This window comes from Psychroserpens sp. Hel_I_66, from assembly GCF_000799465.1.
Classification (GTDB): domain Bacteria; phylum Bacteroidota; class Bacteroidia; order Flavobacteriales; family Flavobacteriaceae; genus Psychroserpens.
The window spans coordinates 785948-802963 of the sequence record NZ_JUGU01000001.1 but is presented as its reverse complement, the minus strand read 5'-3'; the positions used below and the strand labels follow the sequence as shown (position 1 = coordinate 802963).

12 protein-coding genes are annotated in these 17016 nt (G+C 34.5%); 9 read left to right on the top strand and 3 right to left on the bottom strand.

The annotated features are described in order from the left end of the window. Positions 1-9: 9 nt before the first annotated feature. Positions 10-3660, bottom strand: coding sequence for an ABC transporter permease/M1 family aminopeptidase (locus GQ40_RS03685; RefSeq protein ID WP_047545849.1), 3651 nt, complete (start codon positions 3658-3660; stop codon positions 10-12). A 31-nt stretch (positions 3661-3691) separates the two neighbouring features. After that, on the bottom strand, positions 3692-4579 hold the full coding sequence (locus GQ40_RS03680) for an ATP-binding cassette domain-containing protein (protein ID WP_047545847.1): 888 nt from the start codon (positions 4577-4579) through the stop codon (positions 3692-3694). Between the two features lie 136 nt (positions 4580-4715). Between GQ40_RS03680 and GQ40_RS03675 the strand changes: the two genes are divergently transcribed. From GQ40_RS03675 to GQ40_RS03635, 9 genes are all read left to right on the top strand, one after another. Then, positions 4716-5804: a M42 family metallopeptidase gene (locus GQ40_RS03675; protein WP_047545845.1), complete on the top strand. Its 1089-nt coding sequence runs from the start codon at positions 4716-4718 to the stop codon at positions 5802-5804. Positions 5805-5841: 37 nt separating this feature from the next. Then, complete coding sequence (locus GQ40_RS03670) at positions 5842-6435, top strand: NUDIX hydrolase (RefSeq protein WP_231565539.1); 594 nt, start codon at positions 5842-5844, stop codon at positions 6433-6435. A gap of 23 nt (positions 6436-6458) precedes the next feature. Further along, positions 6459-7142 (top strand): PrsW family intramembrane metalloprotease, encoded by a 684-nt coding sequence (locus GQ40_RS03665; protein ID WP_047551391.1) that lies wholly within the window; start codon positions 6459-6461, stop codon positions 7140-7142. A gap of 83 nt (positions 7143-7225) precedes the next feature. Beyond that, the gene (locus GQ40_RS03660; RefSeq protein WP_047545843.1) at positions 7226-7711 is read left to right on the top strand and encodes an acetyl-CoA carboxylase biotin carboxyl carrier protein subunit; all 486 of its coding nucleotides are present in this window, start codon (positions 7226-7228) and stop codon (positions 7709-7711) included. A 4-nt stretch (positions 7712-7715) separates the two neighbouring features. Further along, positions 7716-9155, top strand: coding sequence for an acetyl-CoA carboxylase biotin carboxylase subunit (gene accC, locus GQ40_RS03655; protein ID WP_047551389.1), 1440 nt, complete (start codon positions 7716-7718; stop codon positions 9153-9155). A gap of 51 nt (positions 9156-9206) precedes the next feature. After that, positions 9207-10748, top strand: coding sequence for an acyl-CoA carboxylase subunit beta (locus GQ40_RS03650; RefSeq protein WP_047545840.1), 1542 nt, complete (start codon positions 9207-9209; stop codon positions 10746-10748). A 168-nt stretch (positions 10749-10916) separates the two neighbouring features. Next, positions 10917-11852 (top strand): serine hydrolase, encoded by a 936-nt coding sequence (locus GQ40_RS03645; protein ID WP_047545838.1) that lies wholly within the window; start codon positions 10917-10919, stop codon positions 11850-11852. Between the two features lie 101 nt (positions 11853-11953). Next, positions 11954-12868, top strand: coding sequence for a serine hydrolase (locus tag GQ40_RS03640; RefSeq protein WP_047551386.1), 915 nt, complete (start codon positions 11954-11956; stop codon positions 12866-12868). Positions 12869-12871: 3 nt separating this feature from the next. Further along, positions 12872-15703, top strand: a complete 2832-nt coding sequence (locus GQ40_RS03635) for an Npt1/Npt2 family nucleotide transporter (RefSeq protein ID WP_047545836.1) — start codon at positions 12872-12874, stop codon at positions 15701-15703. On the opposite strand, the gene GQ40_RS03630 is transcribed toward GQ40_RS03635, so the two are convergent. Continuing rightward, positions 15700-17016: a serine hydrolase gene (locus GQ40_RS03630; protein WP_047545835.1), complete on the bottom strand. Its 1317-nt coding sequence runs from the start codon at positions 17014-17016 to the stop codon at positions 15700-15702. The genes GQ40_RS03635 and GQ40_RS03630 overlap by 4 nt on opposite strands.

Here is a 17016-nt window from a genome sequence, read left to right as displayed (position 1 = left end):
TTTTAATCATCAAAGCTTCTGCCTATTATCATCACTTCGAGTATCTATCAAAATATTAAAAGGATCTACTCCAACTTCGGTTGGTTTCTCATCAACAATTATTGAAATCTTATTATTGATTTGTGTGATTTTATGTTTCTTTAAATATAAGATGCGTTCTTTCTTTTTTTCGTCGATATCATCTTCAGTAAAAATCCCAATATCTATATAATCTTCAAGTTTTACAGAGAGTAATGGCTTCTCTTTTCCTTCGGGTAAAAAGGTGATGGAATCGCGACCTTCTTCAGAAAAATACCGTTTTCCTTTTTCGTCGTTTCTGTATTTACTAACGTTAAATTCTATGTCTACTTTGTACTTGCCATTATCCATTTCCGTAGAAGATACATCAACAATTCTATTATCGTAAAGTGTGATGGTTTCAAACATATCCTTGATGACATACTGTAAACTATCTGGCGTGACTGCCCTAATATGATCTACCATATCAATTGAGGACGTATATGGCGGCTCTTGAAATTTCACTTTCTCCACATAGGTTTTGAGCGCATTATTTAAGGTTTTTTCTCCTATATAATCGCTCATGGCATAGAACACCAGAGATCCTTTTTGATATCTAATATACCCTTGACCGTCATTGTACATTAATGCGTTTTCGCGCTTACTCTCAAATGTTCTTTGTGTTAAATAATCGTCCAAGGATTTCTTTAAGAATTTACGCATTTGAGGTTTTCCAAGTTCTTTTTCAAGCACTTTTAAGGACACGTATTCTGATAAACTTTCAGATAACATCGTCGCTCCCAAAACGTCTGCTCCAATGACTTGATGTGCCCACCATTGGTGTGCAACTTCGTGAACTGTTATGGCATAAGTGTAATCAATACCGCCTTCTTCACTATCGTCAACATCTGCGATAAAACCTGTATCTCCCCCAAATGGGATTGTGTTTGGAAAGGACTGCGCAAACCCACCACTCGGGAATTCTACAATACGCAATTGCCTGTGTTGATACGGACTAAAATTCTCGGTATTATATTCCAAAGAAGCTTTCATACCTCGCATCATACGTTCTAAGTTGTATTCATGTCCTTTGTGATAGTAAATCTCAAGATCGACATCATTCCACTTATCGCGTTTCACTTCGTACTCTGCGGAATTATATGCGTAAAAATTTAAGATTTTGCTATCCATTTTATAATGGAAATACCTTCGACCATCCTCTACCCATTCTTTTTGTAAATATCCAGGAGCAATGGCAATTTGATCTTCACTCGTGCTTACCGTAGTTTCAAAATCAATCCAATCACTATCTTTAGATATATAGGTATTCCCTAAAGCTGTAGAATCACTTGGTTGCGGTCTCAATTTATTTGGTGGCAAATCATATTTTTTACGGGTTTTATCATCCGTAAGTTCTCGACCAGTAGAATATCCCAAACTTGGGAATAATTCCATATTATTCATAAATGTACCATTAAAGACAACTGGAGAATTATTACTAATCAATGTATTAGGCTCATTTTTAATTTTAAAATGAAGTTTCATCGTATCACCGGGAACCATCGGTTTTTTTAACTCATAAATATCAAAATCATAAATGGTATCTTCTTTTACGAGCGAATTGGCGCGATCAAATTCAAATGTACTTGGGTAAGCATTATGGCTTAAAAAGATGCTATCAATCGTTTCATTGGTTTTATTAACCAAAACATACTCTCCAGAAGCTTCAAAATTTCTTTTCTTCGGAAAAATTTGAACATCATTTTTTACCGCAACGATTCTTGGCTGAGCATAATTCTCAAACTTTTTATAGGTCTTCTCCCACTCTACCTGAAGTTTTTCAACTTCTTTTGAAGAATAGCGCACATTATCAATATTGGTTTCTTTAAAAATACTATACCCCAAAGAAATAAATGCAGCAAACAACACTACTGTTGTAATAGCGACAGGTTTTGTAAATCTAGATTTAGCAATAGACAAACGTTCTTTATAAGAGTGTGGCAATCCACGAACCCAAAACAAAGCAGTTACTACAAACAATAGCAATCCTGCTAAAACCCAGTAGCTCTTGTACAATAAGTAACGACCTAATGAATCACCGTATCCGTTCATATCATTATATCTAAAACCCGGACCTTCGTTATATTTAAAAATGGATTGCTCAACACCTGCCAAAGACAATAACGGAATCCCAATTGAAATTACAATTAAAACGAATAGTCCCAAATAAGGATTTCTAATTAATGTTTGAATCGCCAGAGCTAAGAATGCCCAGATCACATAATTAATCAATTTGAGACCAAACAATTCCTTGATGTATAATCCAATCTCAAAATCATAATAACCACTGTAAATTTGAAAGAGGATTCCCGCAACCATGATTACTGCAAGTAATAAAACCTGCATTTTTATGATGGCGACAAATTTAGAAAGAAACAACGTCCAGTTTGGAACAGGAGTTACATCAATCAATCCATTAATTCTACTTGTTTTACTTCTATTAACCAACATTCCCGCATACAAGAACGTACAAATGTTTATAGAAATCACAAAAGCGCCTCCTCCTCTAAGCATTCGCCAAGTTTTTGGATACGTTGAAGTTGCATAAGGGTTTCCAACATCGGCGAGTGCAATTAAAACAATAATTAAACCTACTAGAACAATACAGATAAAAGGCCAGCTTTTCGCTATATATTTAAAATCGATGTTAGAGAGTTTCCATGTGGTTTTTAAATTCTGAAGAAAAGAATAATCAAAGTTTACCTTCGGAAGATTAATTCGTGTAATCCCACCAAAATTGCGCTTTGTAGAACGTTCTCCTTTTTCTCTTCGGAATAAAGAAAAACTAATAGCATTTTGACTAAACTGAAAGAAATAATATACCAAACCAAACACAACACTCGCCACTCCCAACCACAATAAACGGTTGTAAAGTATCAATTCTTTTATGGGAATATGGAGTTCATTTTGCTCTGAAACTGTCCAGTATCTTGTATAATAATTTGCAGCTGCTCCTCCAAATGGGTCCAGCAAGCCTGCAAGATATCTACTATCTGGATCAGATAATAGACTATCTGTCACACCTTGCACGAACAATAATAAGATCACAGTTATAAATCCTGCTGCAATATTTCTAGTGAAGGTGACCACTGCAAATACAATAGCACCAAAAAGTAGAATATTAGGTAAGATAAATAACCAATAGGCATTAAAATAAGATTTAAGGTCAAAAGCTACAATCAATTCAGAGTTTGTTCCTGGTAACCTAAAACCTATAAACATCCCAATAGCTATGACCAAAACAATGCAGGTCACTATCAAGATAGAACTAAAAAACTTGGCAAATAGATAGCTTCCTTTTGTAAATGGATAAGAATATAAAATAGTGTGCATTTCACTTTTATAATCCCGATATACCGAAACACCAATAATTGAAGGAAACAAAAAGAAAATAAATACAGACAACCCATTAAAGAGACCTGTTACTCCACTTGGAGAATTTACAATTCTTGAAGATCCCGTTGTTGCTGTAATGCTATCAAATAATCCTGCAGTAGTAGCAGATAGAAATAAAGACAAAGCAAAGAAAATTGCCATATAGACATAAAATGCTGGTTTTTTGACCCAATATTTTATTTCATGTAAAAATATAGTAGAAAACATAATGTACTTTTTTTAATAGTTATAAATAAAATTAGCTCAAAACAGGTTCATCATATTTTAAGGCTATAAAGTACACATCGTCTAATTGTGGTTCTGAGTTTACAAAGTCAAAATCTGGTTGATCATCTGCATAAACTCTTATATTTAAGGTATTATCTTCATTATAATTTGATGATAATACGTTGTATTTGGCTTCGTTCTGTTCTAAATCATCACGTTCAATAATTTTAGTCCAAATTTTTCCTATTAAATCTTTTCTAACGCCAGATGGCGTTCCTTGTTTTAAAATACGTCCACCATTTAAAATCGCCATATCATTACAAAGTTCTTTTACATCTTCAACGATATGAGTTGAGAAAATTACCGTGCAATTGGTTCCAACTTCTCTGAGCACGTTTAAAAAACGGTGTCTTTCTGCTGGATCTAAACCTGCTGTTGGCTCATCTACAATAATTAATTTAGGGTTGTTTAAAAGCAGTTGGGCAATTCCAAAACGCTGTTTCATTCCGCCAGAATATCCTGCAACATGCTTTTTACGAACGTCATACAAATTCGTTATCTCCAAAACTTCTTTTACCAAAGCTTGCCTATCGGTTTTGGAGCTGACACCTTTTAAGGTTGCGAAATAGTCTAATAAAGCTTCCGCAGACATTTTAGGATACACCCCAAAAGACTGTGGCAAATAACCTAAAATCTTTCTCAATGCCATTTTATCTTCCAAAACATTAATGTCTCCAAACATAATTGATCCAGAATCTGGACTTTGCAACGTTGCAATGGTTCTCATAAGTGATGATTTACCTGCTCCGTTTGGTCCCAAAAGGCCAAACATTCCTGTTCCAATTTCAAGATTTAAATCATCAATGGCTTTTACGCCATTTTTATATGTTTTTGTAAGATTATTAATGACTAATTTCATCAGTAGTGTATTTAGTTAAATTATATTGTGGTATAAGTGTAAAAATAGTTCAATTTGTTACAAAAAAATTTTCCGAAGTCATAAAAAAGATAATAATACTCGCTATTTTTACAGAAATACAAATATCAAAACACTTATGGCTAAAAAAAGTATCCTTAATAAAAAATCACTCGATTTTCTAGAAAAATACCTCAATAATGCTGCTCCAACGGGTTATGAATGGGACGGACAAAACGTATGGATGGACTATCTTAAACCTTACGTTGATGAGTTTATAACCGATACCTACGGAACTGCTGTTGGCGTGATTAACCCAAAAGCAAAGTATAAAGTTGTGATTGAGGGACATGCAGATGAGATTTCCTGGTATGTAAATTATATTTCGGACAACGGATTGATTTATGTGATTAGAAATGGCGGAAGCGATCACCAAATCGCACCTAGTAAAATTGTAAATATCCACACAAAAAACGGGATTGTAAAAGGTGTTTTTGGCTGGCCAGCAATTCACACAAGAAATAAATCTAAAGAAGAAGCACCAAAACCAGATAACATATTTATTGACTGTGGTTGTGCAACCAAAGAAGAAGTTGAAAAACTTGGCGTACACGTTGGTTGCGTGATTACGTATCCAGACACCTTTCATATCTTAAATGAAGACAAATTCGTGTGTCGCGCTTTAGACAATAGAATGGGCGGTTTTATGATTGCTGAAGTGGCTCGTTTACTTAAGGAAAATAAGAAAAAATTACCTTTTGGACTATACGTTACCAATTCTGTACAAGAAGAAATTGGTCTTCGTGGAGCACAAATGATTACCGATCGTATCAAACCAAATGTGGCGATAGTTACAGATGTGACGCACGACACCACAACACCAATGATCGAGAAGAAAAAACAAGGTCATTTAGAAATTGGCAAAGGTCCTGTGGTAGCTTATGCTCCTGCTGTACAGCAAAAATTACGTGACTTGATTATAGATACCGCAGAGGCTAAGAAGATACCTTTTCAACGTTCTGCACTATCTAGAGCAACAGGGACAGATACCGATGCTTTTGCATATAGCAATGGTGGAGTTGCATCTGCATTAATTTCATTACCATTACGTTACATGCATACCACAGTTGAAATGGTACATCGCGATGATGTTGAAAATGTGATTAAAATGATTTACGAGACCTTGCTCAAAATTAAGGATGGCGAAACATTTTCCTATTTTGAATAGATTTTAAAAAGAGACTAATACAAATACAAAGCCTCCTTTGATCACTGAGCTTAGTCGAAGTGCAGGAGGCTTTTATAATATGGAAGAATATATTGACATCGTAGACAAAGATGGAAATCCAACTGGAACATCTGTCCCTAAGTCTGAAATTCACAGTAAAGGTCATTTACACAATACCGCACACGTTTGGTTTTTTACTTCGGAAGGAAATATTCTGCTCCAACAGCGCGCAGCTTCAAAAGCTATTCGTCCGTTACTATGGGATGTTTCGGTAGCAGGACATATTGATGCGGGAGAAACTCCAGAGCAAGCTGCTGTTAGGGAAGCTAAGGAAGAAATAGGAGTTGGTATTACCGAAGATGAATTGATAAAGATCGGTGTTTTTGAATGTTTCCAATCCTATCCCAACGGAATGATCGATAATGAATTTCATCATACTTTTATAGTAGAAACTACTTTAAAAATATCTCATTTTATTCCACAGAAAGAAGAAGTCGAAGATTTGAAATTCGTTTCTATGTTAGAGTTTCATGATATTCTAGATCAAATTGGAGAGAATAATCACTTAATCCCATCTAATAAGTCATACTATGAACAAATTATTGAAGCTATTTTAGACGAGATTACCTAATAATTCCCACTATTTTAACGATGATAAATTTACTTCTACTTGCTGTTTTTCCAGTCTTTGCCATAATATTATATGTTTATTTTAAAGATAAATATGATAAAGAACCAAAGCGTTTATTGCTGGCAAGTTTTCTTTTGGGAGCTGTTATAAGTATTATCATTACCACGATTATCTATTTTGGATTGGACATCGTTTTACCACTGGACGATCCATTTAGTGTACCACAGCAATTTGTAAAAGCCTTTCTGGTGGTTGGCTTGACTGAGGAATTTAGTAAATATATCTTTGTTAGGTTTTTTGCCCAACCCAAAAAAGCATTTAATGAGCCTTTTGATGGTATCATGTATGCGGTCATGGTATCTATGGGATTTGCTGCAACCGAGAATGTGTTTTACGTTTTAGAAAGCGGTTATGTCACAGGTATATTAAGAGCGTTTACTGCTGTGCCTGCTCATGCTACTTTCGGGATTTTAATGGGTTATTTTATGGGCAAAGCTAAGTTTTCAAAGAACAGAATAGTGCTCAATCTTTTAGGGTTATTGCTTGCTGTGACATTTCATGGTTTTTATGATTTCTTCTTGTTTATAGATTTTATTCCGGGTATCTGGATTGGTGCTTTTTTATCTCTAATCCTGGGTATTATTCTATCCCATAAAGCCATTAAAAAACATCAAGAGAATTCTCATTTTAATCCTGAAAACATTTAACATTCTATTATAAGTATAGGCTATAATCACGTTTACGAAAACGTTATATTTCACTATCTTTGCTTTTAAATAAAACCTATTTTATGAGTAAATCGTACAAAATAAATGTCAATGAATCATTTGATTTTGACATTTCAGATACTGAAATTTCCAAACTCAATGCTATTACAACTTCAAAAAATTCATATCATGTTTTACATGAAAACACGTCATACAAAGCTGAAATAGTTTCTTCAGAATTAAACAAAAAAACATATCAAGTAAAAGTTAACAATAACGTTTATAACGTACATATTAATAATGAATTAGACTTATTGATTAAAGATATGGGCTTTGAGATTGGTAGCTCTAAATTAGTTGATGAGATCAAAGCGCCAATGCCAGGACTTATACTTGAGATTAATATAAAAATAGGCCAAGAAATCAAAGAAAACGACACACTTTTAATTTTGGAAGCCATGAAAATGGAAAACGTTTTGACCTCGCCTAGAGATGGTGTTATTAAATCCATTTCAGTAGAAAAAGGGGATGCTGTAGACAAAAATCAATTGTTAATAGAGTTTGAATAAAATGATCAAAAAAATACTAGTAGCAAATCGAGGAGAAATCGCTTTACGTGTCATGAAGACCGCAAAGAAAATGGGCATTAAAACCGTTGCAGTTTACTCCACAATAGATAGACAATCGCCTCACGTAAAATTTGCAGATGAAGCAGTTTTAATTGGAGAAGCCCCTTCAAATAAATCCTATTTATTAGGAAATAAAATTATTGAAGTTGCTAAAAGTTTAAATGTAGATGCCATTCATCCTGGTTATGGTTTTTTAAGTGAAAACGCAGACTTTGCAGAAGCTTGTGAACAAAACAATATCATTTTTATTGGGCCTAAATCTCATGCCATTCGCATTATGGGAAGCAAACTTGCTGCAAAGGATGCGGTAAAAAGCTATAACATCCCAATGGTTCCAGGAACAGATGAAGCCATTACAGATATCGCCGACGCTAAAAAAATTGCAGCAAATATCGGTTTTCCTATTCTTATTAAAGCCTCTGCAGGAGGTGGAGGAAAAGGCATGCGTATCGTTGAAAAAGAATCTGAATTCGAATCTCAAATGGATCGAGCGATAAGTGAGGCTGTAAATGCCTTTGGCGATGGCTCTGTATTTATAGAAAAATATGTCGCTTCGCCACGTCATATTGAAATTCAGGTTATGGCAGATACTCATGGTAATTACATTCATTTATTCGAGCGAGAATGCAGCATTCAGCGTCGTCATCAAAAAGTAGTTGAAGAAGCACCATCTAGTGTTTTAACGCCAGAATTGCGATCTAAAATGGGTGAAGCTGCTGTAAATGTCGCAAAAGCTTGTGATTATGTTGGTGCAGGTACTGTAGAATTTTTACTGGACGAGCATCACAATTTCTATTTTCTGGAAATGAATACACGGTTACAGGTAGAACATCCTGTTAGTGAAATTATCACAAATACAGATCTCGTAGAATTGCAGATCAAAGTGGCCAATGGTGAGAAACTCCCAATGCAACAAAAGGATTTAAAGATTACCGGTCATGCTCTAGAACTACGCGTTTACGCAGAAGATCCTCTAAATGATTTCTTACCAAGTGTAGGTACTTTAGAAACTTACAAACTTCCTGAAGGAAAAGGGATTAGAGTAGACAACGGGTTTGAGGAAGGTATGGAGATACCCATTTATTACGATCCAATGATTTCAAAATTGATTACCTACGGAAATACGCGTGACGAGGCCATTTCGTTAATGAAACAAGCCATTAGCGATTATGACATTAAAGGCATTGAGACGACGTTACCTTTCGGGACTTTTGTATGTGAGCACGACGCTTTCCGAAGTGGGAACTTTGACACCCATTTTGTGAAAAAGTATTTTTCCGCAGAAAAAATGAAATTGCAACACGAAAAAGAAGCTAAGATTGCTGCTCTAATTGCACTTAAACATTTTAATGACGAGGAGAAACAGTTGCGAGTTCCTAATTAATTTTAGTCGCAGTCATAACTCAATAAAAACAATGCTACAACACACCATTTTATGGACGATAAAATAAAAAACCTTAACGATAGATTAAACAAAGCCTATTTGGGTGGCGGACAAGAAAGAATAGATAAGCAACATGCTAAAAAGAAATTAACAGCCAGAGAGCGGGTCATGTATCTCTTGGACGATAATTCTTTTGAAGAAATTGGCGCATTGGTCACGCACCGTACAAAAAGTTTCGGGATGGACAAACAGGTCTTTTATGGCGATGGTGTTGTTACTGGTTATGGCACCATAAACGGACGATTAATCTACATTTTTGCCCAGGATTTTACGGTTTTTGGTGGCTCACTTTCTGAAACGCATGCAGAAAAAATTTGCAAAGTGATGGATTTGGCTGTTAAGGTTGGTGCGCCAATTATTGGTTTAAATGATTCAGGAGGTGCTCGTATTCAAGAAGGTGTACGCTCTCTTGGCGGTTACGCAGATATTTTTTATCGTAATGTGCAAGCCTCTGGTGTGATCCCACAGCTCTCTGCAATTATGGGACCTTGTGCTGGTGGAGCAGTATATTCTCCTGCCATGACTGATTTTACATTAATGGTGGAGCAAACCAGTTATATGTTTGTGACTGGACCAAACGTGGTAAAAACGGTAACCAATGAAACCGTTACTTCGGAAGAACTTGGTGGCGCAAGTACACACTCTACAAAATCTGGAGTTGCACATAAAACGTCTTCAAATGATGTGGAATGCCTTGAGGATTTGAAATCATTATTAAGCTATTTACCGCAAAATAATAAAGAAACCACTCCCCTTTTACCTTTTGAACTAAAAGAGGAAGTGCGTGACGAATTATCTAATATCATCCCAGATAATGCAAACAAACCTTATGATATGCATGATGTTATTAAGGGAATTATTGATAAAGATTCATTTTATGAAATCCATAAGGATCATGCAGAGAATATCATTGTAGGTTTTGCCAGATTAGGTGGGAGAAGTATTGGCATTATTGCCAATCAGCCCATGTATTTAGCTGGAGTTCTTGATGTGAACAGTTCTAAAAAAGCTGCACGTTTTGTACGTTTTTGTGATGCATTTAATATTCCGTTGTTGACACTTGAGGATGTACCAGGATTTTTACCAGGAACTGATCAAGAATGGAATGGCATCATCGTTCACGGTGCAAAATTACTCTATGCATTTAGTGAAGCAACTGTACCTAGAATTACTGTGATTACCAGAAAAGCCTATGGAGGAGCGTATGATGTTATGAACTCCAAACACATTGGTAGCGATATCAATTTTGCATGGCCAAGTGCAGAAATCGCGGTTATGGGAGCTAAAGGTGCTGCGGAAATTATCTTCAAAAAAGAGATTAATGCTTCGGAAGATAAAGACGCTAAACTAAAAGAAAAAGAAGCAGAATACGCTGACCTTTTTGCCAACCCATACAGTGCTGCCGAACGTGGTTTTATTGACGAAGTCATCCTTCCGAAGGATACAAGAAGAAAATTGATCAAAGCTTTCGCAATGTTAAAAGATAAAGTTGTTGAAAGTCCAAAACGTAAGCATGGTAATATACCGTTATAAGCAGAATTTAATCGAACATATTTTACGTTTTTAACAATTTTTATAGAAAATCCTATAGAAACAATTGTTTTTGCTCAATAATTTATTTTCGTTCACACCTAAAATTTAACAACCTAGCAATTCATTTATTATCTAATTTTGGCTAATTTATGTGATAACTTGATTTCTATGAAGCACTTTTTTTTAGTAGTATTTCTCTGTGTTGGCTGTTTTGTGAACTTAAATGGTCAAAGCGGTCTACCAATTAATCAAAATGATTCTAAACTAAAGCCTCTAAAGCAACTTTCCGACAGGGATTTACAATCACTTTTAGAGTACGAAATCAATAAAAATCCTGAGTGGCAACTTTTAACTTCCCAGAAAAAAATGGCTGTTGGTATTGTTGATCTTAGCAGTCCTAATGATGTGAGATTTGCAAGTATCAACGGAAACCATATGATGTATGCTGCAAGTTTACCAAAAATTGCGATTTTATTAGCTGCTATGGATGCGATTGATAAAGGGGAATTAAAAGAAACTAAAGACATTAAGGATGACATGCGCTTGATGATTAGCAAGTCTAATAACGCTGCCTCAACACGAATGATTGATCGTGTTGGCTATAAAAAAATAGAAGCAGTCATGACAGATCCAAAATATATGTTTTATGATAAAAAACAAGGTGGCGGATTATGGGTTGGAAAACGATACGGTGATGGTGGAGATACCAATAGAGAGCCTTTAAAGAATTTAAGCCACTCTGCGACGGTAAACCAAGTTTGTCGTTATTATTATTTATTGGCTAACGGTAAATTGGTGAATAAAAAACGTTCTACCCAAATGTTATCCATAATGGGAAATCCAGAACTTCATCATAAATTTGTAAATACAATCGAGCAAATTGCACCAGAAGCTAAATTATTTAGAAAATCTGGTTCTTGGAAAAACTATCACTCAGATTCCATTCTTGTTTGGGGAAAAGATCCAAATCGTCGCTATATTTTAGTAGCATTAGTTGATGATCCTAATGGAGAACAAATAATAAGAAGTTTAGTTGTCCCTGTAGAAAAAGTCATTAATAAAGCAAAAACGAGACAGTTTAGTCCTCGTTCTTTAACTAAATAAGTCAATAAGTTTTATAATTTCCCCTAAATTGACTATACTAATAATGGCATATCTTTTGCGTGTTAAGCAAGGTGATGCAACTTATTATTAAAACCATATTTATGAGAATTCAATCTTATTTGTTTTTATTTCTTTTTACTTCAATTGTTTGGGGTCAAGATGCTTTACCTATGGAAAGTATTGAGGATATTGATACTTTAGCAGAAATCGAAAATAAAGAATTACAACAATTACTTGAAAAGGAAATTTATTCCAATGCTATTTGGCGTGGTTTAGCTGTAAATAAATTGATGTCTATTGGTATTGTTGACCTAAGCAAAGAAGGAGAATTCAAATATGCAGGTATTAATGATGATCACATGATGTATGCTGCCAGTTTGCCTAAAATAGCAATTTTGTTAGCTGCTATGGATGCGATTGATAAAGGTGAGCTAGAATATACCGATGTTATTGAAAAAGATTTAAGATTAATGATCAGTAAATCCAATAACCAAGCTTCTACAAGAATGATAGACCGTTTGGGTTATGAAAAAATTGAAGCTGTTCTTCGTTCCCCTCAAAACAAATTATATGATGAAGAATCTGGTGGTGGACTTTGGGTAGGAAAGCGTTATGCAGCTGGCGGAAGAAGACATCCCGAACCTCTCAAAGGTTTAAGCCACGCTGCTACTGCAAAGCAGGTGTGCCGATTTTATTATCAGTTAGCGTTAGGAAATTTAGTGAGCACTGAAAGTTCCGAAGAAATGCTCGATATCATGAAAGATCCTGCATTGCATCACAAATTCGTTAATACCTTAGATAAAATCGCGCCTAAGGCTACCATCTATAGAAAATCTGGATCTTGGAAAAACTGGCATGCAGACTCTGCACTCGTTTGGGGACCAAAAAGAAAATACATCATTGTTGCGTTGATAGATAATAATTTTGGTGAGCAAATTATTAGAGATTTAGTCGTTCCTATTGAAAAGGTTATGAAAAAATCACGTTCTTTATCAAAAGTAAAAACACAAAACTAAAATTTGCTTAGAACATTAATAAATAAAACTTTTGGAATAAGAGATGGTGAAATATACATCTCTTTTTTAATGCAACTGTATATATTTATCATCATTACTGTTCTTCTCATTGTTAAACCTACTGTCAATGCTTTATTCCTTTCACAATTGGGCGCAGACAATTTGCCCTATGGCTATTTATTAGTGGCAGTGGTTGCGGTTATAACATCGTACTTTTATAATAAAGCCATTCAAAAATTTTCACTTTTAAGGGTAACAAGTGTTTCTTTAGTTTTATTTAGCTTAGGTTTTTTGGGTCTTGCAGCCATTTTACAATATTCTTTTCTTACAGATTGGGTTTTGTACATTTATTATTTGGGAGTGTCCTTATTTGCTGTTATGGCAACATCTCAATTTTGGGTATTGGCCAATTTGGTATTTAATGCAAGAGAAGCAAAACGACTATTTGGTTTTATAGGAGCTGGAGCAATAGCTGGAGGGGTTTTTGGAGGTTACTTAACAAGTTTAGTTGTTTCAAGCTTTGGAAATAAAGAGGTCATACTATTAGCAGCATTGCTGATTTTATTCTGTATCCCAATTCTAAAAAAAATATGGAAACTCAGGGTAAATAAACTCAACTCATATATAAGAGTTCAAAGAAAACATAATGAAAATAATTTTGAACAAAGCTCATTACGATTAATTTTAAAGTCAAAGCATCTCACCTACCTTGCCTTAATTACGGGTATTAGTGTGATTGTTGCCAAATTAGTTGATTTTCAATTTAGTGATTTTGCTAATAGAGCCTACAGCGATTCAGAGGATTTAGCATCCTTTTTCGGATTTTGGTTTTCAACATTCAATGTCATCGCGCTCACCATACAGCTCTTTCTTACAAATCGTGTTTTAAGCAGAATTGGTGTTGCCTCCACTCTGCTCATCTTACCGTTTACCATTGCACTAGGGAGTTTGTTGTTTTTAACATTTCCGGAGTTATGGGTTCTCGTCATCATTAAAGGTGTAGATGGCAGCTTTAAACAATCTATAAACAAAGCAGCAATTGAGCTATCCATTATGCCCATTCCTTTGCACATTAAAAATCAGGCAAAATCCTACATTGATGTTGCAGTAGATAGTATTGCTACTGGTATTGCAGGTTTTATGCTCATATTTTTAATCAGAAAATTAGATTTAAACACATCTTATATCACCATTATTGTATTGTTGTTTGTCTTTATCTGGATCATTTTGATTTATAAACTAAGAGAAGCCTATTTTAATTCATTTAGAACTAATATTCAACGCACATTAATTAATTCTTCGGAAACCTCAACTAAACCAAAATACGAAACCACATTAAAAACAGCTCGTAAAATTTTAGATGAAGGACAGGAACATCAAATACTATCGTTGCTTGATTACATCAATTCAAATAAATTAAACACTCTCAAATCTAACGTCATTGATTTACTTAACCATCCTTCTAATAAAGTAAAAATAGCAGCAATAAAACAATTTTATCTATATGATAAAGGCACAGCCCTCAATCGCGTTGAGCCTCTTACATTATCAAAAGATGACGAACTTGTTTATACTGCTTTAGAATATATTTTAAACCACTCTTCTATAAAAGAACAACAGTTTTTTAAAGCCTATCTGGATCATGAGAGTGATTATATTTCTAATGCTGCACTACTTTGTTTGGCAAAAGAAGCCTCTGCCAACCAAAAACTAGCACTGCAATTTGGTTTATATAATAGAATTGAGAATCGTTTACAAACCCTAACCTTACCAGAAAATCATGAGAGAGAAACCTCAATAGCAGAGCTTCTTATCACCATTGCAGAATCTCGCATGACAAAATATTACTCTTTTATTGCAACGCATTTAGAAAACCAAAATCCATACATAAAAAAGCACGCGATAAAAGCTTCGGGTATTACCGCTAGTGACCAATTTCTAAATAATTTAATTGATCTTATTGCTGAAAAAACCTATAGAAAATATGCCATAACAGCCTTAAAAAATTATGGAGTCAAAATTATTGACTACATCATCAAATTAGAAAAAACAGAAATACTCAACAGTAATACAGCGTCGCAACTTCCAAAAATCATTAGTAAATTTAAAACTCAAAAAGCAGTTAACGTACTTTTAAAATTACTCCGAAGTAAAGATATCGTGATTAGATTAGCTGCAACAAAAGCACTGAATAAATTAGAAGTGAGCAATGTGAAATTATATTTCAATAAACGTTTGCTTAGAAAATTTACAGTTAGAGAAAGTAACTATTATAAAAGAACATTAGATGCTATAGCATCCATTCAGTTTGCAATTGATAATGATTTTAATGATGAAAAAATCAACAGTACTGATATTTTAATAGCAAGACAGAACATTATTGAATTATTAGAAAACCAAGCTGAAACCAGTTTAAAATGCATCTTCAATCTATTAAGTCTAGTATATGAGGAATCTGATATCGAAATCACGTATTCTGCTCTTTTGAGCGATGTAAAAGAGGCTCGAATCAATGCCCTAGAATTTCTGGACAACTTATTACAGAGCCAGTTAAAGCTATCTGTACTTCCCGTTATTGAGCATTACGTATTGGTAAGTACTGATGTTGATCATTCTTCTTTACAACTCAACATCATGCCAGAAAACAAATGCTTAAAAATGCTTATTAAAAATAGAGGCAAGAAAATGAAACTTGAATGTTTGCATTTAATTAAGTTGCTTAAAGACCCTAAATATTACTCGATATTAAACAAATTGACTAAGCATCAAAATGAAGACGTTAGATTTTCCGCAGAAAATGCTCTTGAAATTGTAAGAAAGCGGACCAATACTTAATTATCGGTTTCTTCATTATCACTCTTATATTCTTCTTCCTTAATAGCTTCTTTCATCGCGTTATTATCCTTATTGATGATATCATCAATCATACTCGCTAGATACATATGTGCTCCCGCAGAATTCTTATTAAGCACATTAGTCATCAAACAAGTGATATATTTCACACCATTTGGATGCTCTACAATAATAACAGAATTCATATAATTAAATACATTACCTGCATAATCTTTACAATTAGGATTCTTAGTACGATCACATTTGTAGTAACTCCCAGACTTAAAATAAACTGCTGCACTATCCAATCGACTTGATCTTGCATATCTAATTCTACGATCGGTCGCATACATTAGTCTCTTCATCTCTAAACTCGATTTTTCATCTACAACCTTGCCTTGTTCTAATTGAACTAAAAATTTCATCAATCCTTTTGGAGTTCCAGTACTTCCACCCTTACGTCCAACATATTTGTCTGCCGATCTGGTGAACATGCCACCTAGACGCCAATCATCTTCTGTAATTCCTAATCTTCGTAAAGGTTCGTTAACTACAGCATGTGCTAGATTTGTTAAAGAGTCTCTTGGTGTATCCTTAAAATATTGCTCAGCTTTTTCCGCAGTTAAATTCACGTAATCAGATTCAAAAGCTGCCATCAACATGGCCTCACGATACATAATGCTTGCAGCACCATTATTACTTACAGAGACCATGTGATCTAACCATTCATAGATAGAAAACTCATCGGTTGCTATAACTTGGCGTTTTACTAATTTATCTTTTTCAATATCGTAAATAGGGATGGTGTGATGATCTCCCAAGCCCCAATATCTAGAGGTTACTTTAATATCCTGCATGTACATTGTGCGCTGTTCCCAAGAGTCTGGGCAAACCTTTGCCATTTGATCCATTACCGCTAATAAAACAGCTAATTTACCAACACTTCCCGGTTGGTAACCCGTATTTTCCCGAAATGCTGCATAACGCAATTTATCTGGATTTGACATATCCATAATACTGGCAGAATATCCTGAACCTGGAAATAACCGTTCCATATCTTTTGCAAAATCCTTATCCTCCACCAATAACTCATCAATACTATCTGTTCTTGACTTAAGATTTAATTCTATCTCATCTAATTTTTTATAGGCTCCAAATGGTATACGATTATATGGCACGGAATCTTCCTGAAATTTTTGCAATTGATATAACCTTTTAATACCTGTAGTTTTGTAACCATCAATTGGATAAAACGAAGTCAATCCAAAAGATAATACAGCTCCAACTAATAGCGATATATAAAATAATTTTTTCAT

Bases quoted from the DNA above. Each gene is read 5' to 3' on its own strand.
- GQ40_RS03645 (WP_047545838.1), top strand. From the start codon at position 10,917: ATGAAGCACTTTTTTTTAGTAGTATTTCTCTGTGTTGGCTGTTTTGTG.
- GQ40_RS03640 (WP_047551386.1), top strand. From the start codon at position 11,954: ATGAGAATTCAATCTTATTTGTTTTTATTTCTTTTTACTTCAATTGTT.
- GQ40_RS03685 (WP_047545849.1), bottom strand. From the start codon at position 3,660: ATGTTTTCTACTATATTTTTACATGAAATAAAATATTGGGTCAAAAAA.
- GQ40_RS03630 (WP_047545835.1), bottom strand. From the start codon at position 17,016: ATGAAAAAATTATTTTATATATCGCTATTAGTTGGAGCTGTATTATCT.
- GQ40_RS03660 (WP_047545843.1), top strand. From the start codon at position 7,226: ATGAGTAAATCGTACAAAATAAATGTCAATGAATCATTTGATTTTGAC.
- GQ40_RS03680 (WP_047545847.1), bottom strand. From the start codon at position 4,579: ATGAAATTAGTCATTAATAATCTTACAAAAACATATAAAAATGGCGTA.
- GQ40_RS03675 (WP_047545845.1), top strand. From the start codon at position 4,716: ATGGCTAAAAAAAGTATCCTTAATAAAAAATCACTCGATTTTCTAGAA.
- GQ40_RS03650 (WP_047545840.1), top strand. From the start codon at position 9,207: ATGGACGATAAAATAAAAAACCTTAACGATAGATTAAACAAAGCCTAT.